Source organism: Actinobacillus minor NM305, from assembly GCF_000175195.1.
GTDB classification, from domain to species: Bacteria; Pseudomonadota; Gammaproteobacteria; order Enterobacterales; family Pasteurellaceae; genus Haemophilus_A; species Haemophilus_A minor.
The window spans coordinates 45,124-67,819 of sequence record NZ_ACQL01000098.1 but is presented as its reverse complement, the minus strand read 5'-3'; the positions used below and the strand labels follow the sequence as shown (position 1 = coordinate 67,819).

Here is a 22,696-nt window from a genome sequence, read left to right as displayed (position 1 = left end):
GCGGTTAAAAACCGCCTATTTTTCTATCCTAAGAATTTAATAAACCAAGTAATTACCCCTAGGTTGATTAAATCTACGAAGAATGCACCTACAAGCGGTACGATTAAGAAGGCTTTATGCGATGGTCCAAATGTTTCCGTTACTGACTGCATATTTGCAACCGCAGTTGGTGTCGCACCTAAACCGAAACCACAGTGGCCCGCTGTTAAAATTGCCGCATCATAATCTTTACCCATGACACGGAAGGTAATGAAATAACCGTAAAGAATCATCACTAAGGTTTGAACAAGTAAGATGATTAGCATTGGACCTGCAAGACCTGATAATTCCCATAATTTGATGCTCATTAATGCCATCGCTAAGAATAAGCTTAATGACGCGTTACCAAAAACATCGATCGCACGGTCGAACATATCGAATTTAAAGACTTTTGTTAAAACATTACGCAGTAATACACCAAAGCCTAATGCCCAAACAAATTGCGGTAAGCCTAAGTCAGAGAAGTTAGCCGCCATGACTGAAGAGAATGCTAAACAAGCTGCAAATAACGCCATTGTTTCAATGGTTGAGCTTGCTGTGATAAAACGTATGTGATCTTTTTCTTCAAAGGTTTCACCATCATATTGATCTGCTGATGTATCAATTTTTTTTGTATAAGCCTTTTTACCGCGTTTCATATTATTGACTAAACGGCGAGCAACCGGGCCACCAATTAAACCACCGGCAACTAAACCAAAGGTTGCTGATGCCATTGCCATTTCCATAACACCAGGTAAGCCATATTGTTTCGTAAAGGTTTCTGCCCATGCTGCACCTGTACCATGACCACCAGTTAAAGTAATCGAGCCTGTAATTAAGCCAATTTTTGGATCTAAGCCAAACATAGAAGCTAAACTTACGCCCACAGCATTTTGAATAAAGATGAGGGTACTTACAACAATTAAGAAGATAACGAGCGGAATTCCGCCTTGTTTTAAGCGTGAAAAGTCTGCTGATAATCCGATAGATGAGAAAAATACAAGCATAAACGCATTTTGTAAACTTTTCTCAAATTGGAACGAAATGCCAGCCCAATGGTAGAGGCAGAAAATAATTGCAGCAGCAATTAACCCACCTGCAACGGCTTCAGGGATGTTGAAATCCTGTAAAAATTTAATTTTTTTAACTAAAAGACGCCCTAAAAGCAAAACCAAGGTTGCTGCAATTAGAGTGTGATAGCCATTTAAAACAATCGGTTCCACGAAAATATCCTCTTGTGTAGGCTTGCTAAGCTAGCAAGCAGTAAAACGATTGCTCGAAATTATATGAATAATAAAGGTTTGTCAATATCGTAGAATGAAAATGATTTATTTATCGGATAATAAATATTTATGAAATAGGAAATGTTTACATAGTGCGATTAGATAAAATACTGTTAAGTTGTATGCTTTCCTTGTAGAATAAGTCATTTGATATTTAGATAAATAGAGAAACGAGAAGATACAATGAGTAGAACAAAGAAAACACGCCGCATTACGGATATTATGCCAACCCGCAAGGCGGATAAAAAACCTGAACAACCTAAATTAAGTGGTGGTAAAAACCGTAAACCGACACGTTATGAGTTGGATGCAAAAGCCCGTGAAGAGAAAAAGAAACGTAAACATAAAGGCTTGCCAAGTGGTTCTCGTCATATTGATCCGACTGTTAAAAAGAACGAGGTTGTTAAAGAAGTTAAAGACCCTCGTATTGGTAGCCGTAAGAAAGTACCATTGATGGTTGAATTTATCAATAAACCTGAAAAAGGTCAGCAGATCCAACCCGTAATTCCGTCAGAATTACAAAAACCGACACTTACGCCAGAAATGGAATTAGCTCAGTTGGAAAATAATGAATGTTTACATCAATTACTTGATGAATTAGATGCAGGAAAAGCGCTTTCTGCAGAAGATCAAAAATTTGTTGATGAATGCTTAGATCGTATTGATGAGTTGATGACAATTTTAGGTATTGAAGATGAAGAAGAGGACGATGGTAACGCATTACTTCGTCAATTTGAAACAGTAGATCTTAACCAATTTAAATAGTGATTTTTAAACGATGTTTAGATTTTTTCTTATTGTTCTTGCGGTATTGATTTTACTTTCTTTGCTGGGATATGCGATCTATTTGTGGATCAGATTGAAAAATCAAAAAGCATTAGAACTTGAATTACAGAAACAGGCAGAAGAAGCGCAGAAAGAGCGGTTTCTTCGCATTGTTGATAGTGTCGATGTGATTGCTCGAGCGATGATAGTGGAGCAATGTGATCTTTCTGAAGGCGTTTTAAGGCTAAAACCCTTATTAGATGTGTTAGGCAAAAAATTGTCTGATTATGTTGCAATGTGGGCGCTTTATCAATTTGTCGAAGATATGGCAATTTTAGATGAACGAAAAAATTTAAAACGTAATGAAAGAATGCGACAAGATCTAGCAAGGGAAGCCAAAGAAGCCGAACTTTGCGATGAAATTAAACGTGAATGTACACAGTTGTTAGACGATATTAACCATTTTACAAAGGCTCTCTAATGTCAGAAATTATTTGGGATTTAGCTCTTATTCAAAAATATAATCAATCAGGTCCACGTTATACTTCTTATCCAACGGCATTAGAGTTTAATGAGGCTTATACAGATGAGGATTTTAAACTTGCAGCACAGCGTTATCCTGAGCGTCCTCTCTCGCTTTATATTCATATTCCTTTTTGTCATAAACTTTGTTATTTCTGTGCTTGTAACAAAGTGATTACTCGTCATCGCCATAAAGTTGAAATTTATTTAGATTATCTTGAAAAAGAAATTCGTACTCGAGCACCTTTATTTAAACAACGCAAAGTTACCCAAATCCATTGGGGAGGCGGTACGCCAACTTATTTAGATGAAGATCAGTCAGCGCGTTTAATGGAAATGTTAAAGTCAAACTTTAATGTTGCTGAAGATGCTGAAATTAGTATCGAGATGGATCCAAGAGAAATCGAATTAGATATGCTCGATCATCTTCGTCAGATTGGATTTAACCGTATTAGTATGGGGATCCAAGATTTTAATAAAGAGGTTCAACTATTAGTTAATCGTGAGCAAGATGAAGACTTTATTTTTGCGCTAATGAAACGCGCAAAAGAGTTGGGCTTTGTTTCGACTAACGTAGATTTGATTTATGGCTTACCAAAGCAAAATGTAGAAAGCTTTATGTACACACTTGAACGAGTGGTAGAGCTAAATCCTGATCGTATGAGTGTTTTTAATTATGCGCATTTGCCAAGCCGTTTTGCTGCTCAAATTAAAATTAAAGATGAAATGTTGCCACCACCAGAAACAAAATTAACGATTTTGCAAAACTCCATTGAGTTCTTAGGTAAAAATGGTTATAAGTTTATCGGTATGGATCATTTTGCGAAGCCGGATGATGAATTAGCGATCGCTCAAGAAAAAGGGATATTACACCGTAATTTCCAAGGTTATACCACGCAAGAAGAGTGTGATTTATTAGGTATGGGCGTTTCGGCGATTAGTTTATTAGGTGATACTTATGCACAAAACCAAAAAGAGCTAAAACAGTATTATGCAGATCTTGAAGAAAAAGGTATTGCTCTGCATAAAGGTTTAGTCTTAAGTAAAGATGACTGTCTTCGCCGAGATGTGATTAAAGCATTGATTTGCAATTTTAAATTAGAATTTGACCGCTTGGAGAAAGCATACGATATTGATTTTAAACACTATTTTGCTGAAGATTTGGTTTATCTTGCGCCGTTAGCAGAAGATGGTTTATTAGAAATAAATGATAAAGCGATGGTTGTATCGCCTCGTGGTCGTTTATTAATTCGTAACATTTGTTTATGTTTTGATGTTTATTCAAGACAACTTGCAAAAAGACAACAATTTTCAAGAATTATTTAAGAGAAAAAATGATGAAACAACGTTACAACTTACTTTCTCTGGCTGTGATGGCGGCTTGTTATAGCGGTTATGTTCAAGCAGATTTGCGGGAACAATGTTTACTTGGTGTTCCTCATTTTCAGGGAGAAGAGGTAAAGGGTGAACAAACTGATTTACCTATTTATATTGAAGCCGACAGTGCTGTCATTAATCAGCCTAAAGATGCAACTTATACTGGTGATGTAAGCGTTAAACAAGGCAATCGTACCATTGTTGCAGATGAGGTACGCGTTGAGCAAGATGGTGATAAAGCGCGTAAAGCTTTTTTAAAAGGGCAGTATCAATATCAAGATAATATGATTCAAGCTCAAGGTCATGATGCTGCGATGGATCTGACAAGTAAAGAAGCGACACTCGCAAATACGGAATATCAGCTTGTTGGTCGTCAAGGGCGAGGTACCGCTGAAAGTGGCTCGTTTAGCGAAGATACTCGTACTTTGAAAAATGCAAGTTTTACGTCTTGCTTAACGAATGATGATTCTTGGTCTATTGAAGCGAATGAAATGATCCAACACGTTAAAGATGAATATGCCGAAATGTGGCATGCTCGTTTTAAAGTGCTTGGTGTGCCGATATTTTATTCTCCGTATCTCCAATTCCCTATTGGCGATCGCCGCCGTACAGGGTTATTGATTCCAAGTTTCCATCGTTCAAGTAAAGATGGATTTAGCTACTCTCAACCATTTTACTGGAATATTGCACCTAATATGGATGCAACATTTACGCCTACTTATTATTCTCGTCGTGGTTGGCAAATTAGCCCTGAATTCCGTTATTTAACAGGGGTTGGTGAAGGGCTTGTTGCCAGTGAATATATGGCTAAAGATCGTCTTGATGAATATCAACCGGCAGATGGTGATCGTAAACGCTATTTAATGCATTGGCGTCATTATATGAGCTTCTTAAGTGATTGGCGCTTATCTGTAGATTATACAAAAGTGAGTGATAAACGTTATTTCTCTGATTTTGATTCTGATTATGGAAATAGCACGGACGGATATGCGACACAACAATTTAAATTAGGCTATTATCAACCTAATTATAATTTATCTATCTCAGGTAAAAAGTTTCAGACGTTTGATGATTTAGATATTGGCCCATATCGAGTTTTACCTCAGATTGATTTTAATTATTACCAAAACGATATATTCCAAGGATTAGCCGATTTTAAATTTTTTGCGCAAGCGGCCCGTTTTGAAAATGACAGTAAATTAATGCCTAAAGCGTGGCGTTTTCATGCTGAACCAACATTGAATTTACCTCTTGCAAATCGTTATGGTAGTTTAAATGTTGAAACTAAGCTTTATGCAACGCACTATATTCAGCAAAAAGGATCTGGAAATAATGCGGAAGATATGAAGAAAAATGTAAGCCGTTTTATTCCGCAGCTCAAACTTGATTTCCAGACGGTATTAGAAGCGGATAAGCAATTATTTAGTGGATTTAGTCAGACATTTGAGCCAAGAGTGCAATATATTTATCGACCTTATAAAAATCAGGGCGATATTGGTTCTAAACGTCATCAAAGTGTAGGGTTGGGTTATGATTCAGCACTTTTACAAAATGACTATTTTTCATTATTTAATGATCGCCGTTATAGTGGTTTAGACCGAATTTCATCGGCAAATCTAATTACTGCTGGCGGAACGACTCGTTTCTTTAGTGATAAAACAGGAGCAGAAGTTTTTAACTTTAGTGCAGGACAGACTTATTATTTAAGTCCTTCAAAAATTGATGATAATTCGATTAATAGTACAGCTAAACGCTCTTCATCATGGGCATTAGAATCTAACTGGAAATTCCATCGTAAATGGAATTGGCATGGTAGTTACCAATATGATACCCGTTTAAATCAAACGTCTTTAGCGAATACGTCTTTACAATATAAACCGAGCGATAATAAGCTGATTCAGTTAAATTATCGTTACGCAAGTAAAGCGTATATTGATCAGAATTTAAGTACGAACCGTTATGGACAAGATATTAAACAAGTTGGTGGTGTTATTGGTTGGGAATTAACCGATAATATCGCAGTAATGGCAAGCCATTATCAAGATATTGCCTTGAAGAAACCGGTTGAGACACAACTCTCAATGAATTACAACACTTGCTGTTGGAGTGCTAATGTTTATGTTGCCCGTCGTTTGACCGCAACACCATCAAATGCAACCAGTGATACATTGAAAGATTTATTTTATGATAATAAATTCGGTGTGAACTTTGAGTTACGTTTTGGCACTAACTATAGTAGTGGTGTAAGCCGTATGTTGAAGAAAGGTTTAATTCCTTATACTGAAGTGTATGGAATTAACTAAATAAGAAGAACAAAAAAGTGAGACAAATGATTATCTCACTTTTCTTTTATATCTATCAACATTTAGCTATTTAATTTTGCTTTACGAGCTTTCTTCCATTTCCAATAAACATAAATGCCGATAACACCGAGACAAGCAAAGATAATATGTTGTCCGTTTTTAATCTGTGCATGTAACCAATCTATATTTTGTGCGCCATAATCTCCTAAATAGACCCAAATAGGCACTGAAATAATCGCTGCGCAAAAATCAACAAGGACAAAGCGAACAAAGCTGACGCGTTTTGTGATGCCCGAAACCAAATAGACAACAGCACGTAAACCTGGTAAGAAACGAGCAATAAATAATAAGCGGTTGCCTTGTTTTTCAAATCGTTCTTGAACCATTTTATAACGTTCTTCAGTTACTATATTACGAATTAGAGGGAACTGACGGATTTTTTCGCCATAAATACGCCCAAGCCAGTACATTGTACTATCTCCCACAAGAACACCAAGCATACTCACGACAAGCATCCAATGAACATTGGTATAGCCTAATCCTGAAATTACACCACCAGAAACGAGGGTAACATCTTCGGGAATAGGTAATCCAAAGCCACACGCTAACAACACAAGGAATACAGCCCAATAACCGTAGCTGCTAAAAAATTCAATTAAAAACTCCATTCAATATACCTTATTGATTTAAATTAAGTACAGATTTACGTTGTACAAGTTCTGGATGAAACTCTAAAATTTGAGGCTCATTTACCTTTTCTTCTTTTTTGATACGTTCTAAGAGTAAATTTAACGCTTGTGTACCTAAGCGTGATTTAGATTGATGAATCGTAGTAAGCGGTGGCGCATAAAAACGAGAACTATGAATATTATCGTAGCCAATAATAGAAATATCATTTGGTACTGATAATCCTCGTTCGGTAATTGCTGAAATTGCACCTAATGCCATAACATCATTAAAGCAGAAAATCGCCGTAGGAAGTTTTTCTAAACGGAACAGGTTATTCATGCATTCATAGCCATCTTCAGGCTCAAAATCCCCTTCGGTAATCCATTCTTGACGTACAGGCAAATTTGCTTCATTCATTGCTTCTAGAAAACCGTTAAAGCGATCTCTAGCGGTTGTTTTTTCTAAATTTCCTGCAATGACACCAATCTCTTTATGTCCATTATCAATTAAATGTTTTGTTGCAAGATAACCGCCTTCAAAACTGTTATCTAAAATACGATCACTCTTTTCATCATGTCGTCCCCAATCCATGATTACCATAGGAATGTTTGTTCCATTAAACAGCATAAGCGAGTTTTCAGTATACTCTGTACACATTACTAATACGCCATCTACACGTTTTTTAATTAACATGTCTAAGTGGTTTTGGATTTTTTCCGGGTTATTCTGGGTATTACACAAAAAGAGAGAGTAGCCTTGGCGATAGCAATACTCTTCAACTGCCAAAACGATTTCTGCAAAGAAAGGTGCTTCGCTTGTCGTAATAATCATCCCAATAGATTTTGTTGTATTGACTTTTAAACTACGAGCAACAGCGCTAGGTGAATAGTTTAGTGATTGAATTGCATCCCAAACAGCTTTAGTCGTATCTTCTGCGACAAAGCGAGTTTTATTGATGACGTGTGATACTGTTGTTGTTGAAACGCCTGCAAGCTTTGCAACATCTTTAATAGTAGCCATAATTGATACCTACAATAAAATTAACGTTTTATTATAACTAATTTTGGCTAATATAAGGGATTAAATTCACTTTTTCTACCTTTTATCTGCAATATCTTTGAAATACTTATCCTTTTAAAGCATGTTTAATCATGGGTTCAAAGAAATCATAATCAACGAGAAAGGAATCATGCCCAAAAGTGGAATTAAATTCGTGATAATTGACTTTAATTCCAGCATCAATTAAACGTTGACGGCTTTTATGAACATCAATCTGTTTAAATAATTGGTCGCTTGTTACCGCGACTAAAGTATAGTTGGCTTTTATGCGTGTTAAAGCAGTTCGTTCATTTTCGTAACCTAACGCAGGATCATATAAATCAAGCGCACGGAGTAAACGTAGATAACTATTAGCATCAAAGCGGTCTAAAAATTTTTCACCTTGATAAGTTAAATAAGATTCGACCTGAAAATGGTCGCCCCACATTTGTCCGTGTTGTTTTGTTTCTCTGCCAAATGCTTTTGCTAACTGAATATCAGTTCGATATGTTAGCATGCCTAACATTCTGGCTATTTTTAACCCGTTGTCAGGTGCAATGCCTTCGTAATAATCCCCTTGATTGAAACAAGGATCGTTGATAATGGCTTGGCGCATAACATGGTTAAAGCCAATGGCTTCGGCACTCAATGTTAGGGATGAGCAAAGGTTAATAATGTTGTTCACAAAATGAGGGTATGATATTCCCCATTGCGTTGCCTGCATACCACCAAAAGATCCGCCAACAACAGCATGTAAATGTGGAATATTGAGCTTATCGAGTAATGCTTTTTGTACATTTACAATATCTTGAACGGTAATAATAGGGAATAGGCTTCCGTAAGGTTTACCGGTTTGAGGATTGATTGATGAAGGCCCTGTCGTACCTTTACACCCACCAAGTACGTTAGAACAGATAAAAAAATACTGGTCGGTATCAAAAGCAAGTCCTGGACCAATAAAATCTTGCCACCAACCCTTGTTGGGTGGAGGTAAATATGGCTCGGCATCCCCCGTTAATGCGTGGCAAAGGAGTACAGCATTGCTTTTATCTTCGTTGAGCGTGCCGTAAGTCTGATATGCAACTTGAATTGGCGAAAGTGTTCCGCCAAATGTGAGCGAAAGCGGAGTTTCTTCAAAGAGAGTAAGAGATAGAGCCATATAACCTTGTTTGCAAAAAAAGACGGAATTTACACCGCTTGTTATCTTAATTATGTCAATAAGGTAGCGTTCACATGAAAGTTTGTCAAGAAATTTTAGACGTCTAAACGTCTAGAGCGCTAAGTTTTCACTTGTAATTTTTATTAGCTCCGCTATGCTTTACAACTGTATGATAAAAATTAAGTCTGAATTATGTCATTCTTGAATTCCCTACGGTATGAAAAAAGAAATGTCACTATCTCAACACAATGAAGTATTGCAACCTATAAAGAAATGGGGGACTTGCGGACGCTCTTTTATAAAATGGAGTGTCGGGGGATTTGTTTTTTTCATATTAGCACTATTAGGTATCGATTTTATTACGGGGTACTCCGTTAAAGATAGAATTTATACAGATATAAATAAATTGCCTGATTACCATACTGCGGTTGTATTAGGTACGGCAAAATTTTATTCCAAAGGTGTGCCTAATTTATATTATCAATATCGTGTTGAAGCCGCTTCACAATTAGTTAAAGAACATCAGATAAAACATTTATTAGTAAGTGGAGATAACCAAACACCTTACTATAATGAACCTAAAGTCATGACAGAGGATCTATTAAAGATGGGGGTTCCTAAAAACATTATTCAGCAAGACTTTGCAGGATATCGCACTCTAGATTCTGTTATTCGGGCGAATAAAGTTTTTAAACTTGCTCCTTTTATTATTATCAGCCAACAATTTCATTGTGAGAGAGCGCTATTTATTGCTAAAACACAAAATATTGATGCAGTTTGTTTGGTTGCCAAATATCCAGAAGGACATGTTAAGGTAAGAATTCGAGAGTTTTTTGCTCGGATAGGAATGATTTGGGATTATATTGTTAATAATCAACCAAGAACTTTTGAGAAGGTATTTGCTAAAGAATTGAAAACAAATTAAAAGTCCACAATTGTGTGGACTCAGATTGCTGACAAAGGTTATATTTGAGCAATAACCTAGCACGAGCCGTGCTAGGTTCATTAAGCCCAGCCCCGCTGGGGCTGAAAGGAAGAGCCGCAGAGCGGCTCAGATTAAGTAACCCTATACGGCTCGTATAGGGTTTGTCAATGGCCTGAGTCCACAATTGTGTGGACTTTTGGCTTTTTATAGAATAATGGTTTTATTTTGGTAAACAAAAACACGTTCATCAAAAACTAACTCAAGAGCTCGTGTCAGAACGGTTTTTTCGACATCACGCCCTGCTCGCATCATCGCATCTGCGGTATAAGTATGATCCACATTTATAACATTTTGCATAATGATAGGACCTTCATCCAGTTCATTATTGATAAAATGTGCAGTGGCTCCGATAATTTTCACGCCTCGCTCATAAGCTCTTTGATAAGGTTTTGCACCAATAAATGCGGGTAAAAATGAATGATGAATATTAACAACACGGTTAGGATAGCGAGCCACAAATTCCGGATTTAATACACGCATATATTTTGCGAGCACAATATAATCAGGATTATATTGATCAATTTTTTCTGCTAAAAGTTTATCGTGCTCAACACGCGTTAAACCTTCATGACTGACTAAATGGAATGGAACATCAAAACGCTCTGTGAGTTGGCGTAAAGAATCATGATTCCCCACTACGGCAGCAATTTCGACATCTAAACCACCATAATATGTTTTCATGAGAATATCGCCCAAACAGTGAGCTTCTTTTGTAACAAGAATAACAATACGTTTACGCGCTTTAGGTTTTAGTTGATAAGAAGAGCCTTCAGGTAAGGTAAATTGAAGATCGGCTAATAAAGTTTGATCATTAAAAATACCTTCTAATTCAGTACGCATAAAAAAACGCTTGGTTTCGTTTTCAACAAATTCACTATTTTTTAAAATATTAAGTTGATGTTTGTAACAAATATTTGTAATTTTAGCGACAAGCCCTGTACTATCAGGGCATTCAGTTAATAAAATTTTTGTTTCGAGCATGATTACACTTCCCAAAAAATAGAAAAAGAGAACCAATAAAGGTTCTCTTTATGCTTTATTATAATTAGATTTCAAAATCAGCGAGATTTTTACCTACTAATTCACGAGGCGTGCGACCTTGACCAGTCCAAGTTTTTTCATTTCCGTTCGCATCAATGAATTTGTATTTTGCTGGACGAGGAGCAATGGATTTGCGTGCTTTTTTCTCAACTTGTCCACCTAGTAACGCAACAAGTTCTTCCGCTGAAATGCCATCTTGAGCAAGCATTTCTTTATATTTATTTAAGCCTTCTAGGAATTTAGCTTGTTCTAATTCTTGGTTCTTTAACTCTTCGCGTTTTTCTTCAATAACAATAGCAAGCTTTTCTTGCAAACTTTCTAATTGTTCTAGAGATGTTTCGCGTGCAATAACACGTAAACTACGAATATTAGATAATGTTTTTAATGCGTCAGACATCTTTAGTTCCTCTATAAAAAATAAGTAACAAATATTTAGCTTTTGTTTTTTATATTAAACAATGCCTATTATATTACCCTAATATATTTAGAGGGTAAATAATAAAAATCAAAAATGATTTAAGGTAAAAGGCTATTTTATAAAAAATACTCTTGTTTAAGTCGTTGATTTCAGGTACTCTAGCCCCAATCCTACAAATTGTAGAGGCGCAGGTCCGATAAGTACTTTTTCTGAGTGGAAAACGATGAGGAAAAGAGAAAGGCGTATCTGCCGAAATCAATTAAGCGTCATCTTAGTTGGTTGGGGTCGTTATCGAAAGGGACGACACTGTCGTAATACTTATTTAAATGAAAAATGTTTGAATAAGATTGCGGAGTGCTACTGTAAGTTAGGTTAGGGTTCGTTTAGGCATCTTCTTTATCCAATTCCCTTCCTTGTAATTTACCTCTTTGCGTGAATCATTTCAGTAGATCTTATTTTTACTATATTTTTATCAAAAATAACTTTAGAGGTTTTATGAATCTTGTCGATTATTCAGCATCATTTTGGTCTGTTGTACCAGCGTTATTGGCTCTCATGCTTGCCATTATGACTCGCCGTGTACTGATTTCATTAAGCGTTGGTATTTTAGTTGGGGCATTAATGCTTTCAGGTGGAGATGTTATTGATGCGCTTATTTACTTAAAAAATAGTGTTATTTCTCTGATTTATAAAGGTGGTGATGAGGGATTTAATGCGAATAATATCAGTATTATTCTCTTTTTAGTTTTACTTGGCGTATTAACTTCATTGCTTAGTGCATCTGGCGCTAATCAAGCCTTTGCAAATTGGGCTCAAACTAAAATAAAAGGTAAACGTGGCGCAAAATTAGTTGCTGCTTGTTTGGTTTTCGTAACGTTTATTGATGATTATTTCCATAGCTTAGCAGTTGGTGCAATTGCTCGCCCGGTAACAGATAAATTTAAAGTTTCACGAGCAAAATTGGCTTATATTTTAGATTCTACCGCAGCACCTATGTGTGTCATGATGCCGATTTCAAGTTGGGGAGCATATATCATTACGCTTGTATCGGGTTTATTAACAACCCACGCTATTGCCGGATATACGCCATTAGGCGCATTTATTACCATGAGTTCAATGAACTTCTACGCCATTTTTTCTATTGTCATGGTATTTTTCGTTGCTTATTTTAGTTTTGATATTGGTTCAATGGCTCGCTTTGAGCGTCATGCAGCTCATCAAGAAGAAGTTGAAGATGAGATTATTGAAAGTAAAGGGAAAGTTTCTCATCTGATTTTACCTATTATTGCGTTGATTATTGGTACTGTCACAATGATGCTAAAAACAGGCGGAGATGCTTTAGCTGCAAATGGTACGGAATTTAGTGTATTAGGTGCTTTTGAAAATACAACCGTAGGGATTTCTCTTGTAACAGGTAGCGTATTAAGCTTAATTGTATTAACAATTTGCTTGACATCAAATCGTAGTTTATCTGTCGCTGAATACGTTAAATCTTATGGCTTAGGCGCTAAAATGATGTCTGGTGCGATTTTGATTCTTCTCTTCGCTTGGACTATCAATGGTGTGGTGAGCGACATGCAAACAGGGAAGTATTTATCTAGCCTTGTTGCAGGCAATATCAATCCCGCCTTTTTACCTGCAATTTTATTTGTTTTAGCTTCTGTTATGGCATTTTCAACGGGAACAAGCTGGGGAACATTTGGTATTATGTTACCGATTGGCGCTTCAATGGCAGTAAACTCAGATCCTAATTTAATTATTCCATGTTTATCTGCGGTAATGGCGGGAGCCGTTTGTGGAGATCACTGCTCTCCTGTATCAGATACCACGATTTTATCTTCAACTGGTGCGCAGTGTAATCATATGGATCACGTTATATCGCAACTCCCGTATGCATTACTAGTGGCATGTGCATCTATTGCTGGCTACTTAGTTCTCGGTTTTACGGAATCCGGTCTATTTGGTTTTGTAACAACGGCAATTGTCATGGCGATTTTAATTTTCGTATTTAAAGCGAGAAAAACAGATTAAAGTTGTCGTTTGATCAAGCGGTAAATATTTTTCTTTATTTTGCAAAGTTAAGTATTTACCGCTTTTTATTTTAAAAATATTGAGAAATGTGAACAAGCTCACATCATTTTTACTCCAAGAGGAGTACTATGATCCCATTCTACAAAACTTGTGTAGGATTAGGAGAATTAAAATGAAAACAAGTTATTTCAAACCTTTAGTTGTGGCGATGGGATTAGGTTTTTCAGTGTCTGGATATGCAGAGTCTCGTGTCGGCATAACCTTTTATCATCATGGCGATGACTTTATACAATTGATGAAAAAGGAAATGTCAAATAAAGCAATTTCTCATCATCTTCAATTATTGTTTAATGATTCTCAGAATTCTCAATTTGTTCAAAATAATCAAGTAGAAGGATTACTCAAACAGAGAATAAATGTTTTAGCGGTAAATCTCGTTTATCCTCACGCATGGGATACCGTATTAGGTAAAGCAAAAGAAAAAAATGTTCCCGTTATTTTCTTTAATCGAGATCCTGGGGAAAAAGCAATAGCCAGCTATAATAAAGCCTATTATGTGGGGGCTTTACCGGAAGAAGCAGGAAGATTGCAGGCTCAAATGATCGCAAAACAATGGAAAAAGAACCCACATTATGATTTAAATCACGATGGCAAAATTCAATATGCTTTGCTAAAAGGGGAAGATTTTCATCCCGATGCTGAAATTCGGACAAAAGCGGTGATAGATGAATTTAAAAAGTTAGGGGTTACCGCAGAACAATTAGCATTAGAGCCAGCATATTGGCGAAAACACATTGCGAAAGAAAAAGTAGCTGCATGGCTTAAAACAGATCGCAACCGTATTGAAGTCATTATCGCGAATAACGATGCAATGGCAATTGGAGCGGTTGAAGCAACGCTTGAACAAGGTAAAACATTACCTATTTATGGTGTAGATGCAACACCTGAAGCGCTTACCTTAATTCAACAAGGAAAACTTGCCGGAACGGTAAGAAATGATTGGATGGCACAAAGTCAAGCGATTATGGCTTTTGCTGAGAATTTAGCTAATGGCAAACCAGCTGATGCTGGAACTGCATGGAAATTAAAAAACCGTGTTTTACGGATTCCTTACATTAGCGTAGAGAAAAAAGATTTGAACTAAAAAAGTATAGTAGACAAAACCTCTCCATTTGGAGAGGTTTTTGCATTATGCTACTTTTGCCATTTCAAATTCAATGAGCATCATTAAAATATGAATCACTTTAATGTGAATTTCTTGAGTGCGATCGGCATAGCGGAAATGAGGCACGCGAATTTCAACATCCGCTAATCCAGCCATTTGACCACCATCTTTACCTGTCATGGCGATAACTTTCATGCCTTTTTCTTTTGCTGCTTTAATGGCATTTAGTACATTTTTAGAGTTACCAGAGGTAGATAAACCAAAGAGTACATCGCCTTTTTGACCAACGGCTTCAATATAGCGAGAGAAAACATACTCATAGCCAAAATCGTTACTTACACAGCTTAAGTGGCTTACGTCTGAAATCGCAATAGCTGGGTAGCCAGGACGGTTTTCACGATAACGACCTGTTAATTCTTCAGCAAAATGCATCGCATCGCAGTGAGAGCCGCCGTTACCACAAGAAAGCACTTTACCACCTTGTTTAAAGCTATTCGCAATAAGTAAAGCTGCATCTTGAATCAGCTGAATATTTTTTTCATCGTGCATAAATTTGTCTAATACATCAGCTGCTTCTTGTAATTCTGCTTTGATTTGATCTAAGTACATAGCATATTCCTTAAAATTTTTGTAAAAAAGTCAGAGAAAATGACCGCTTGTTAAAGCGGATAAAGTCTAGAAGATCAAAAGCTTATTGTAAATAGAAATTTATCAGGAAATGTTTATGTAAATCTGTAAACAAAACTTTCCAACTAGATGTTTTAAGAGTATGATTTAGGCATGACTATATTATGGACATTTTGATATGAGTACGCAGCAATCAATTTTTAATCAGCCATTTGATCAAGTTTTAACGCAATCGCCGGAAATGTTAGCGGTCATTGAGCAGGCAAAAAAATTTGCGCCTTTAAATGCCCCTTTATTAATTCAAGGTGAAACAGGAACCGGGAAAGATTTAATGGCAAAGGCTTGTCATCAATTTAGCCAACGCCGTGATCAAAAATTTATTGCAGTAAATTGTGCTGGATTGCCAGAAGATGAGGCGGAAACAGAGATGTTTGGTCATCATGGTGGCGGTAAAGAAAGTATAGGCTTCTTTGAATATGCCAATGGTGGTACGGTTTTACTTGATGGCATTGCGGAACTATCACTTGAAATGCAAGCAAAGTTATTACGCTTTCTGAATGATGGCTCTTTTCGCCGAGTGGGCGCAGATCAAGAAATTTCAGTGAATGTTCGTGTGATTTGTACAAGTCAAAAACCGCTAGAACAGCTCGTGGCAGAAGGTCGTGTAAGAGAAGATCTTTATTATCGCTTAAATGTTTTGACATTAACATTACCACCTTTACGAGAAAGATTGGTTGATCTGCCTTTGTTAGCGGAACATTTTATCGAAGAAAGTTGTAAACAATTAGGGATTAGTAAACTTGAATATGATCAAGACTTTTTAGATGCGTTGCGTCATTATCATTGGGCTGGCAATTTACGTGAACTTTATAATACGATTTATCGAGCTTGTACTTTATCGCATAGTTACCGCCTTTCGCCTAAAGATCTCAATTTACCAAGTCAATCTTCGGGCTCTTCGGTTGTTTCGTTACCTGAAACGGGGACATTAGATGAACTTATGGCTGAATATGAAGCCGCATTGTTACGTAAGTTTTATGCAGAATATCCAAGTACACGTAAATTGGCGCAAAGACTAGGGATTTCTCATACGGCAGTAGCCAATAAATTACGTGCTTATGGGATTGGTAAACCAGAATAGAGTAAGAAAAGAATGTATAGTTTTCATCGACAAGCGATTAAATTTTTCGTTTTTTTTACATGTATTTGTTTGAGTATTAAAATTTTTGCCGCCCCCCGTATTCCAAGTGAGTTATATAACCAAAGCCTTATTTATTGTACGAATGGGTTTGGCTTTTCTTTCAATCCGCAAACAGCGGATATGGGGGCAAATATGAATGTGGTGACAGACCAAATTTACGATAAATTATTTGAGCTAGAGCCATCTTCAAATAAGTTAAAACCGGCTTTAGCGGAAAGATATAGTATTAGCGATGATGGGAAGGTAATTACCTTATATCTTCGTAAAAATGTCGCATTTCATTCTACAAAATGGTTCACTCCGACTCGAAAATTAAATGCCGAAGATGTGATTTTCTCTTTAAATCGGATGATGGGGCTTGTCGGTGATTTACCCGCGTTAAACCGAGTGAGCGATGACGGAAGCGCTTTCCATCAAACTCAAGAAAGAGCGTACAGAAATAAAGCGAATTTAGTTCATTTTCCTTATTTTGAAAGTATTGCATTAAAGAAAAAAATTGCGCGTGTTTCGGCAGTAAACAATATGACTGTTAAAATTGAATTGGCAGAGCCTGATCATGCATTACTTTCACACTTAGCAAGCCAATATGCAGTTATTTTATCGAAAGAATATGCTTTGCAATTAAATGCAGACGAAAACTTATCTCAGCTTGATACGTTACCCGTAGGAACGGGGGTATATCAACTAGTGAGCTATACGCAAAATGATTATATTCGTTTGCAGCCTAATCCTCATTATTGGGGAAAAAAGGCTAAGGTGGGGAATATCGTTGTGGATTTTTCTTCCGATGGGACAGGGAGAATGGCTAAATTTTTGAATAAAGAATGCGATATCGTGGCATTTCCAGAACCTAGCCAACTTACACAAGTAAAACCTTCACAAATTGTTGAGAATGATGGTGCTAATTTGGCATTTATTGCATTTAATATGCAGCGCCCAGCGGTGCAAGATCTCGCATTACGCCAGCAAATTTCAAAGGCGATTGATCGTAAACGTATTGCAGATAAACTTTTTTTCGGGAGTGCGAGTGTTGCAGAACAGATTTTGCCTAAAACATTGTGGCAACAGGCTTACTCTAAAGGTAATTTTGATGTTTCATTTAAACCTCAAAGAGTGCAAAAGCCTCTCGTTTTCTGGGTCGTTGATGAGAAAAGAGTATTTAATTTGCATCCGATGAAAATGGCTGAAATGATAAAAAGTGCGTTAGCACAGCAAGGTATTGAGGTTCAATTAAAAGCAGTTAGTCGGGCTTATGTGATTCAACAAAATGATATCGGTAATGCAGATTATGATTTAATTTTAACAGGGTGGCTAGCGAATAATTCTGATCCAAATGGCTTTCTCGCACCAATTCTTTCTTGTGCATCACAATATGATATGACTAACTTGGCGAATTGGTGTCGTCCTATATTTGATTTCTGGCTAAACATTGCAAAATTAAGCAAAAATGTGAAGGTTAGAGATACAATGTATCAGCTCATGCAAAGTAAAATTGCTTCTGAAGTACCAATCATCCCGATTGTTAATACAAAGCGGTTGTTATTGGTTAATGATCGCGTGGATAATGTTGAAGTAAGCCCTTATGGACAAGTTCGTTTGGCTGATCTTCGGTTAAAAATAAATAAACAAAATTAATTTCATTATGTTATTAGCTTTATGTCGTAAATGTTTCTTAACGCTAATTACATTGAGCATCCTTTCTTTAATCAGTTACAGTATTCTTTTACGAGATCCACTGAATTCTTTAGGTAATGACTCAATTATATTAGGCTATTTTAAATATGTTGAAGGACTGTTGCATGCTGATTTAGGGATCAGTTATAGCAATGGTGAACCGCTTACAGCTCAAGTATTAAGCGTATTTCCGGCGACAATTACATTGTGTTTATCGGCATTGTTGCTTTCCCTCTTGCTGGGGATTCCGTTAGGATTCTTTGTTGCCTATATTCGTAAAACAACCATCGGAAAACTTTTAACCGTTGCAGGTTCGCTAAGTTTAGCCGTTCCTGTATTTTGGTTAGCATTATTATTGCTTTATTATGCTTCAATAAACCACTGGGGAATTGCTTCCGTGGGGGAATTGCATCCTATTTATGAAATTCAACCGCTTACAGGGTTTCGGATTTTAGATATTTTTTCTACGGATTCACCATATAAACTTAAAATGATACAGAGTGCATTACACCATTTGGTTTTGCCAACCTTAGTCTTAGGTATTCCTTCTACCTTAGAAGTCATGCGTTTTACGCAGGAAAGGGCAGAATATGTTTTGAAGCAGAATTATATTAAAGTCGCTCAAACCCGTGGGCTTTCCGCTTTTCATATTTGGCGAACACATGTTTTAGGAAATACTGTGCCGGCATTAATTCCGACTATCGCTCGACATTTTACGGTTATTTTTGCTTTTGGTATGTTAATTGAAAATATTTTCAGCTGGGGAGGCATTGGACGCTGGCTAGTAAATGCATTAGCTATTCAAAATTATAATGTGATCTCAGCCGGCGTTGTGGTCATCGGCTCTTTTGTTTTATTTGTGGACCTTTTAACGAGTTTAATCAAAACCCTTTTAGACCCTTCACAGAAAAAGGATTGGTATGCAAAATAATCGAGAACCGGAACAATTTAGAGAAATCAATCAAATAAGTCGCTTTTGGTCAAGTTTTAGGAACGATAAAGCGGCATTGATTAGTCTTTATCTTTTTATTGCCTTACTGATCTTAGTATTAATTGGTCATTTAATTGCACCTTATCATGCCGACCAACAGTTTGTTGGAAAAGAACTAATGCCGCCTTCTTGGGATGCTAAAGGACAGATTAATCATTTTATGGGAACAGATGATCTCGGAAGAGATATTTTTAGCCGTATTCTTGCAGGGTTCTATTATACAGTTGGATCTTCACTCGTGGTTTGTTTTCTCATTGCAACAGTAGGGGGGATTATTGGTATTTGGGCTGGATTAAATGAAGGAAAATCAATTTCTTTTTTAAGCCATTTGTTTGATACGTTTTTGTTCATTCCGGCTCTATTGATCACGATTATTATTGCAACATTGATGGAACCGAGTTTAATTAATGCAATGTTTGCGATTTTCTTGGCATTACTTCCTCATTTTATCCATCGAATTTATCAGGTCACTCAAGCGGAGCTTAAGCGAGAGTATGTGGTAACTTTACGTTTAGATGGTGCCAATCATAAAACTTTGGTCAAAGAGGTTATTTTACCAAATGTCATGAACGTGGCGACCAAGGAGTTATCTATGTATTTTGCGTTTACAATTTTGGATATTAGTGCATTAAGTTTTATTGCATTAGGCGCAGCAAGTGGTACGCCGGAATGGGGGGCGATGATTAGAGATTCCGCGGAACTGATTTATATTGCACCGTGGACGATTATTCTCCCTGGATTAGCGATTACCTTAAGTATTTTAATTATTACGTTATTAAGCAACAACATTATTCGGGTTCTTACGAAATATCGTAATGTTTCCTTATAAGATGGAATTATATTGATATGGCACTTTTAGATATCCGACATCTTAGCATTGAAATTGATACACCTCATGGTCGAGTCAAGATGGTTGATAATATCAATCTTACCTTAGATGATGGCGAAATTTGCGGATTAGTGGGTGAATCCGGCTCGGGAAAAAGTTTAATTGCGAAAGTGATTTGTGGTGTCGTTAAAGATGATTGGATTATCCGAGCAGATCGATTTCGTTTTAATGATATTGAGCTACTAAAACTTTCCCCACATCAACGAAGAAAATTAATTGGCGAACAAATCTCGATGGTATTCCAAGATGCTTTGATGAGTTTAGATCCAAGTAAAAGTATTGGTAAACAGCTTATTCAGAGCATTCGATTTAAAGGAAAATGGTGGCAGTGGTTTGGTTGGAAAAAGAAAAAAGCTATTGAATTATTGCACCGAGTAGGTATCCGTGATCATAAAGATATTATGCAAAGTTACCCTAGTGATGTCACAGAAGGTGAAGCTCAGAAAGTAATGATCGCAATGGCAATTGCAAATCAACCAAGACTACTTGTGGCGGATGAGCCCACAAATACAATGGAAGCAACAACACAACTACAAATCTATCGCTTATTATCAAGTATGAATAAAAACTTGGGGACTTCAATTTTACTCGTCAGTAGTGATATGAAAAATATGAGTAGTTGGGTTGACTCATTTAATATTCTATATTGTGGACAAACCGTTGAAATGGGGAATAAAGAAGATGTTTTAGAACGACCATTTCATCCTTATACATCAGCTTTAATCCATAGCATGCCTGATTTTTCACAGCCTTTTGTGGTAAAAAGTCGTTTAAATACGTTAAAAGGGACTGTGCCTATGTTACAAGAGATGCCAATAGGATGTCGTCTTGGACCACGTTGTCCTTTTGCTCAAAAAAAATGTGTACAAAAACCAAGTTTAAGAAAATATAAACAGCGTGAATTTGCTTGTCATTTTCCGATTAATTTTAAAGACGTGAATATCAGTAAGAAGAGCGATTTTGAACCTGTTGTTGTTAGCGAAATTGAGTAGTTTAAAATCTATTTTTATATTGCAAAATTTTATCTTGACCTTGTAGTGACTACAGGCTTTATGATTATGATGCTTTTAATATTCATTCTTTAAGAGGTTATTATGTCCAATTTGCATACTCATCATGATGATCATGAACATTCAGAACATCAACATTCACATATTCCACAAGATCGTAAAATCTTGGTATTAAGTTTCGGCATTATTAGCTTATTTATGGTTGTTGAGTTTATTGGTGGATATGTCTTTAACAGCCTTGCATTAATTGCGGATGCTGGTCATATGGCAAATGATAGTTTATCGCTTGGTCTTGCAATTGTAGCATTGTGGCTGGCATCTAGATCACCCAAAATTTCTCAGTGGTTGGCTGTATTAAATGGTAGCTCATTGTTATTGATTGCTATCTATATTATTTGGGAAGCGATTGAGCGATTACAACAAACACCACAAAGAATGGACGCATTACCTATGGTTGCTGTTGCTACGATAGGATTAATTGTGAATATCATTGTAGCTCGTATTATGCTAAAAGCTGATCATGAGAATCTAAATGTTCGTTCCGCATATTTACATGTGATGGCAGATTTAATGGGCTCTGTTGTTGCGATTATTTCAGGGTTATTCGCTTATTTTCTCGAATGGCAATGGGTGGATGCGGTGGCAAGTTTATTATTAAGTGTGATTATTTTACGCAGTGGTTGGCAGGTAACCAAAGGAGCTATAAAAGCTCTTGGGCAATAAAATTAAAATAAGAATATTGCAGGGGATTGTCGAATGACTTTTTTCATTGCATAATCAATAAGCCATGTTGGCAAGATAAAATAAGGATGCATCTATGAAAAAAACATTGATTACATTAAGTTTGGCATTTGCTGTATTACCTTTATCTGCTCAAGAAAAAGTTGCAGAACCATTAACGGTAAATATTGAATTATTAGATCCTGTAAAAGGGAATACAGCGGTCGGAACCGTATCTATTACAGAATCGAAATATGGTTTAGTTTTTACTCCTTCGCTTAAAGGCTTAACAGCAGGCTTACATGGTTTTCATATCCATGAAAATCCAAGCTGTGAACCTAAAGAAAAAGATGGGAAATTAACAGCGGGTCTTGCTGCTGGTGGGCATTGGAATCCAAATAAAGCAACAGGGCATGGTGCTCCATGGTCTGATGAGGCTCATTTAGGTGACTTGCCAGCGTTATATGTTGATCATGATGGGAATTCAATCAACCCAGTATTAGCACCTCGCTTAAAATCACTAAATGAAATTAAAGGTAAAGCTTTAATGATTCATGCTGGTGGAGATAATCATTCGGATCATCCTGCTCCATTAGGCGGTGGCGGCGCAAGAATGGCTTGTGGTGTGATTAAATAAGTAATGCCATAAATCAAAAAGGTGGGGGTGTTACCAGCACCCCTCGGCACACAGAAATTTCAACTCTGGCTGCTTTCTTCCGAACCTGACCAAGTAAGCTGAACACCGTTGCGAGGAACCAATAACACCCCCATAGGATTACGCTTAAATATAAACGTAAGGCTTGCAATTAT

The 22,696-nt window shown here is 36.7% G+C and carries 21 protein-coding genes, 1 other RNA gene and 1 riboswitch; of the genes, 14 read left to right on the top strand and 8 right to left on the bottom strand.

All coding sequences use genetic code 11. From position 1 onward, the window contains the following. Nucleotides 1-23 precede the first annotated feature (23 nt). The gene (gene gltS, locus AM305_RS06720; RefSeq protein ID WP_005824334.1) at nt 24-1,241 is read right to left on the bottom strand and encodes a sodium/glutamate symporter; all 1,218 of its coding nucleotides are present in this window, start codon (nt 1,239-1,241) and stop codon (nt 24-26) included. A gap of 243 nt (nt 1,242-1,484) precedes the next feature. Between gltS and yihI the strand changes: the two genes are divergently transcribed. From yihI to lptD, 4 genes are read left to right on the top strand one after another with little or no spacing between them, the layout of a single operon-like run. Continuing rightward, nucleotides 1,485-2,066: a Der GTPase-activating protein YihI gene (gene yihI, locus AM305_RS06715; RefSeq protein WP_005824333.1), complete on the top strand. Its 582-nt coding sequence runs from the start codon at nt 1,485-1,487 to the stop codon at nt 2,064-2,066. Between the two features lie 13 nt (nt 2,067-2,079). Continuing rightward, a complete protein-coding gene (locus AM305_RS06710; protein ID WP_005824331.1) occupies nt 2,080-2,547 on the top strand; it encodes a DUF2489 domain-containing protein in 468 nt (155 codons plus the stop codon). Then, on the top strand, nt 2,547-3,914 hold the full coding sequence (gene hemN / locus AM305_RS06705; RefSeq protein ID WP_005824329.1) for an oxygen-independent coproporphyrinogen III oxidase: 1,368 nt from the start codon (nt 2,547-2,549) through the stop codon (nt 3,912-3,914). Before AM305_RS06710 ends, hemN begins: the two co-directional genes overlap by 1 nt. A gap of 11 nt (nt 3,915-3,925) precedes the next feature. After that, nucleotides 3,926-6,268 (top strand): LPS assembly protein LptD, encoded by a 2,343-nt coding sequence (lptD, locus tag AM305_RS06700; RefSeq protein WP_005824327.1) that lies wholly within the window; start codon nt 3,926-3,928, stop codon nt 6,266-6,268. Between the two features lie 62 nt (nt 6,269-6,330). Here the strand turns inward: lptD and AM305_RS06695 are convergent, their stop codons facing one another. The 3 genes from AM305_RS06695 to metX form a co-directional block, all read right to left on the bottom strand. Next, nucleotides 6,331-6,936 carry a DedA family protein gene (locus AM305_RS06695; protein ID WP_005824325.1) on the bottom strand — a complete coding sequence of 202 codons (606 nt, stop codon included), beginning with the start codon at nt 6,934-6,936 and terminating at the stop codon, nt 6,331-6,333. A 10-nt stretch (nt 6,937-6,946) separates the two neighbouring features. Then, nucleotides 6,947-7,957: an HTH-type transcriptional repressor PurR gene (gene purR / locus AM305_RS06690; RefSeq protein WP_005824323.1), complete on the bottom strand. Its 1,011-nt coding sequence runs from the start codon at nt 7,955-7,957 to the stop codon at nt 6,947-6,949. A 106-nt stretch (nt 7,958-8,063) separates the two neighbouring features. Beyond that, a complete protein-coding gene (gene metX / locus AM305_RS06685) occupies nt 8,064-9,134 on the bottom strand; it encodes a homoserine O-acetyltransferase MetX (protein WP_005824321.1) in 1,071 nt (356 codons plus the stop codon). Between the two features lie 229 nt (nt 9,135-9,363). On the opposite strand from metX, the gene AM305_RS06680 reads away from it, so the two are divergent. Further along, nucleotides 9,364-10,059 carry a SanA/YdcF family protein gene (locus tag AM305_RS06680; protein ID WP_005824318.1) on the top strand — a complete coding sequence of 232 codons (696 nt, stop codon included), beginning with the start codon at nt 9,364-9,366 and terminating at the stop codon, nt 10,057-10,059. A 204-nt stretch (nt 10,060-10,263) separates the two neighbouring features. Here the strand turns inward: AM305_RS06680 and purU are convergent, their stop codons facing one another. Both purU and AM305_RS06670 read right to left on the bottom strand, forming a co-directional pair. After that, nucleotides 10,264-11,100: a formyltetrahydrofolate deformylase gene (purU, locus tag AM305_RS06675; protein ID WP_005824316.1), complete on the bottom strand. Its 837-nt coding sequence runs from the start codon at nt 11,098-11,100 to the stop codon at nt 10,264-10,266. Nucleotides 11,101-11,164: 64 nt separating this feature from the next. Next, nucleotides 11,165-11,557 carry an H-NS family histone-like protein gene (locus AM305_RS06670; RefSeq protein ID WP_005824315.1) on the bottom strand — a complete coding sequence of 131 codons (393 nt, stop codon included), beginning with the start codon at nt 11,555-11,557 and terminating at the stop codon, nt 11,165-11,167. Nucleotides 11,558-11,750: 193 nt separating this feature from the next. Continuing rightward, nucleotides 11,751-11,946, top strand: a riboswitch (Lysine riboswitch). A 127-nt stretch (nt 11,947-12,073) separates the two neighbouring features. Here AM305_RS06670 and AM305_RS06665 point away from each other — a divergent pair. Further along, complete coding sequence (locus AM305_RS06665) at nt 12,074-13,609, top strand: Na+/H+ antiporter NhaC family protein (RefSeq protein WP_005824314.1); 1,536 nt, start codon at nt 12,074-12,076, stop codon at nt 13,607-13,609. A 172-nt stretch (nt 13,610-13,781) separates the two neighbouring features. After that, nucleotides 13,782-14,753 carry a substrate-binding domain-containing protein gene (locus AM305_RS06660; protein ID WP_005824313.1) on the top strand — a complete coding sequence of 324 codons (972 nt, stop codon included), beginning with the start codon at nt 13,782-13,784 and terminating at the stop codon, nt 14,751-14,753. Nucleotides 14,754-14,798: 45 nt separating this feature from the next. On the opposite strand, the gene lpcA is transcribed toward AM305_RS06660, so the two are convergent. Then, nucleotides 14,799-15,383 (bottom strand): D-sedoheptulose 7-phosphate isomerase, encoded by a 585-nt coding sequence (lpcA, locus tag AM305_RS06655; RefSeq protein WP_005824312.1) that lies wholly within the window; start codon nt 15,381-15,383, stop codon nt 14,799-14,801. 196 nt (nt 15,384-15,579) lie between these two features. Here lpcA and AM305_RS06650 point away from each other — a divergent pair, with 196 nt between their 5' ends. The 7 genes from AM305_RS06650 to sodC all read left to right on the top strand — a co-directional run bounded on the left by AM305_RS06650 (nt 15,580) and on the right by sodC (nt 22,523). Continuing rightward, a complete protein-coding gene (locus AM305_RS06650) occupies nt 15,580-16,542 on the top strand; it encodes a sigma 54-interacting transcriptional regulator (protein WP_005824311.1) in 963 nt (320 codons plus the stop codon). Nucleotides 16,543-16,554: 12 nt separating this feature from the next. Next, entirely contained in the window at nt 16,555-18,237 is a 1,683-nt protein-coding gene (locus tag AM305_RS06645; protein ID WP_005824310.1) for an ABC transporter substrate-binding protein, read from the top strand. A gap of 7 nt (nt 18,238-18,244) precedes the next feature. Continuing rightward, nucleotides 18,245-19,207, top strand: a complete 963-nt coding sequence (locus AM305_RS06640; RefSeq protein ID WP_005824309.1) for an ABC transporter permease — start codon at nt 18,245-18,247, stop codon at nt 19,205-19,207. Beyond that, complete coding sequence (locus AM305_RS06635; protein ID WP_005824308.1) at nt 19,197-20,096, top strand: ABC transporter permease subunit; 900 nt, start codon at nt 19,197-19,199, stop codon at nt 20,094-20,096. Before AM305_RS06640 ends, AM305_RS06635 begins: the two co-directional genes overlap by 11 nt. 17 nt (nt 20,097-20,113) lie before the next feature. Then, nucleotides 20,114-21,148, top strand: coding sequence for a peptide ABC transporter ATP-binding protein (locus AM305_RS06630; RefSeq protein WP_005824307.1), 1,035 nt, complete (start codon nt 20,114-20,116; stop codon nt 21,146-21,148). A gap of 102 nt (nt 21,149-21,250) precedes the next feature. Further along, entirely contained in the window at nt 21,251-21,889 is a 639-nt protein-coding gene (locus AM305_RS06625) for a cation diffusion facilitator family transporter (RefSeq protein WP_005824306.1), read from the top strand. 94 nt (nt 21,890-21,983) lie between these two features. Continuing rightward, nucleotides 21,984-22,523 (top strand): superoxide dismutase family protein, encoded by a 540-nt coding sequence (gene sodC / locus AM305_RS06620; protein ID WP_005824305.1) that lies wholly within the window; start codon nt 21,984-21,986, stop codon nt 22,521-22,523. 27 nt (nt 22,524-22,550) lie between these two features. On the opposite strand, the gene ffs is transcribed toward sodC, so the two are convergent. Beyond that, nucleotides 22,551-22,648, bottom strand: an RNA gene (gene ffs, locus AM305_RS12020) — signal recognition particle sRNA small type. Between the last annotated feature and the right edge of the window lie 48 nt (nt 22,649-22,696).

What these genes read in the sequence shown, in the direction of transcription:
- yihI (WP_005824333.1), top strand. Translation starts at nt 1,485, where the DNA reads ATGAGTAGAACAAAGAAAACACGCCGCATTACGGATATTATGCCAACC.
- AM305_RS06710 (WP_005824331.1), top strand. Translation starts at nt 2,080, where the DNA reads ATGTTTAGATTTTTTCTTATTGTTCTTGCGGTATTGATTTTACTTTCT.
- hemN (WP_005824329.1), top strand. Translation starts at nt 2,547, where the DNA reads ATGTCAGAAATTATTTGGGATTTAGCTCTTATTCAAAAATATAATCAA.
- lptD (WP_005824327.1), top strand. Translation starts at nt 3,926, where the DNA reads ATGAAACAACGTTACAACTTACTTTCTCTGGCTGTGATGGCGGCTTGT.
- AM305_RS06695 (WP_005824325.1), bottom strand. Translation starts at nt 6,936, where the DNA reads ATGGAGTTTTTAATTGAATTTTTTAGCAGCTACGGTTATTGGGCTGTA.
- purR (WP_005824323.1), bottom strand. Translation starts at nt 7,957, where the DNA reads ATGGCTACTATTAAAGATGTTGCAAAGCTTGCAGGCGTTTCAACAACA.
- metX (WP_005824321.1), bottom strand. Translation starts at nt 9,134, where the DNA reads ATGGCTCTATCTCTTACTCTCTTTGAAGAAACTCCGCTTTCGCTCACA.
- AM305_RS06680 (WP_005824318.1), top strand. Translation starts at nt 9,364, where the DNA reads ATGTCACTATCTCAACACAATGAAGTATTGCAACCTATAAAGAAATGG.
- purU (WP_005824316.1), bottom strand. Translation starts at nt 11,100, where the DNA reads ATGCTCGAAACAAAAATTTTATTAACTGAATGCCCTGATAGTACAGGG.
- AM305_RS06670 (WP_005824315.1), bottom strand. Translation starts at nt 11,557, where the DNA reads ATGTCTGACGCATTAAAAACATTATCTAATATTCGTAGTTTACGTGTT.
- AM305_RS06665 (WP_005824314.1), top strand. Translation starts at nt 12,074, where the DNA reads ATGAATCTTGTCGATTATTCAGCATCATTTTGGTCTGTTGTACCAGCG.
- AM305_RS06660 (WP_005824313.1), top strand. Translation starts at nt 13,782, where the DNA reads ATGAAAACAAGTTATTTCAAACCTTTAGTTGTGGCGATGGGATTAGGT.
- lpcA (WP_005824312.1), bottom strand. Translation starts at nt 15,383, where the DNA reads ATGTACTTAGATCAAATCAAAGCAGAATTACAAGAAGCAGCTGATGTA.
- AM305_RS06650 (WP_005824311.1), top strand. Translation starts at nt 15,580, where the DNA reads ATGAGTACGCAGCAATCAATTTTTAATCAGCCATTTGATCAAGTTTTA.
- AM305_RS06645 (WP_005824310.1), top strand. Translation starts at nt 16,555, where the DNA reads ATGTATAGTTTTCATCGACAAGCGATTAAATTTTTCGTTTTTTTTACA.
- AM305_RS06640 (WP_005824309.1), top strand. Translation starts at nt 18,245, where the DNA reads ATGTTATTAGCTTTATGTCGTAAATGTTTCTTAACGCTAATTACATTG.
- AM305_RS06635 (WP_005824308.1), top strand. Translation starts at nt 19,197, where the DNA reads ATGCAAAATAATCGAGAACCGGAACAATTTAGAGAAATCAATCAAATA.
- AM305_RS06630 (WP_005824307.1), top strand. Translation starts at nt 20,114, where the DNA reads ATGGCACTTTTAGATATCCGACATCTTAGCATTGAAATTGATACACCT.
- AM305_RS06625 (WP_005824306.1), top strand. Translation starts at nt 21,251, where the DNA reads ATGTCCAATTTGCATACTCATCATGATGATCATGAACATTCAGAACAT.
- sodC (WP_005824305.1), top strand. Translation starts at nt 21,984, where the DNA reads ATGAAAAAAACATTGATTACATTAAGTTTGGCATTTGCTGTATTACCT.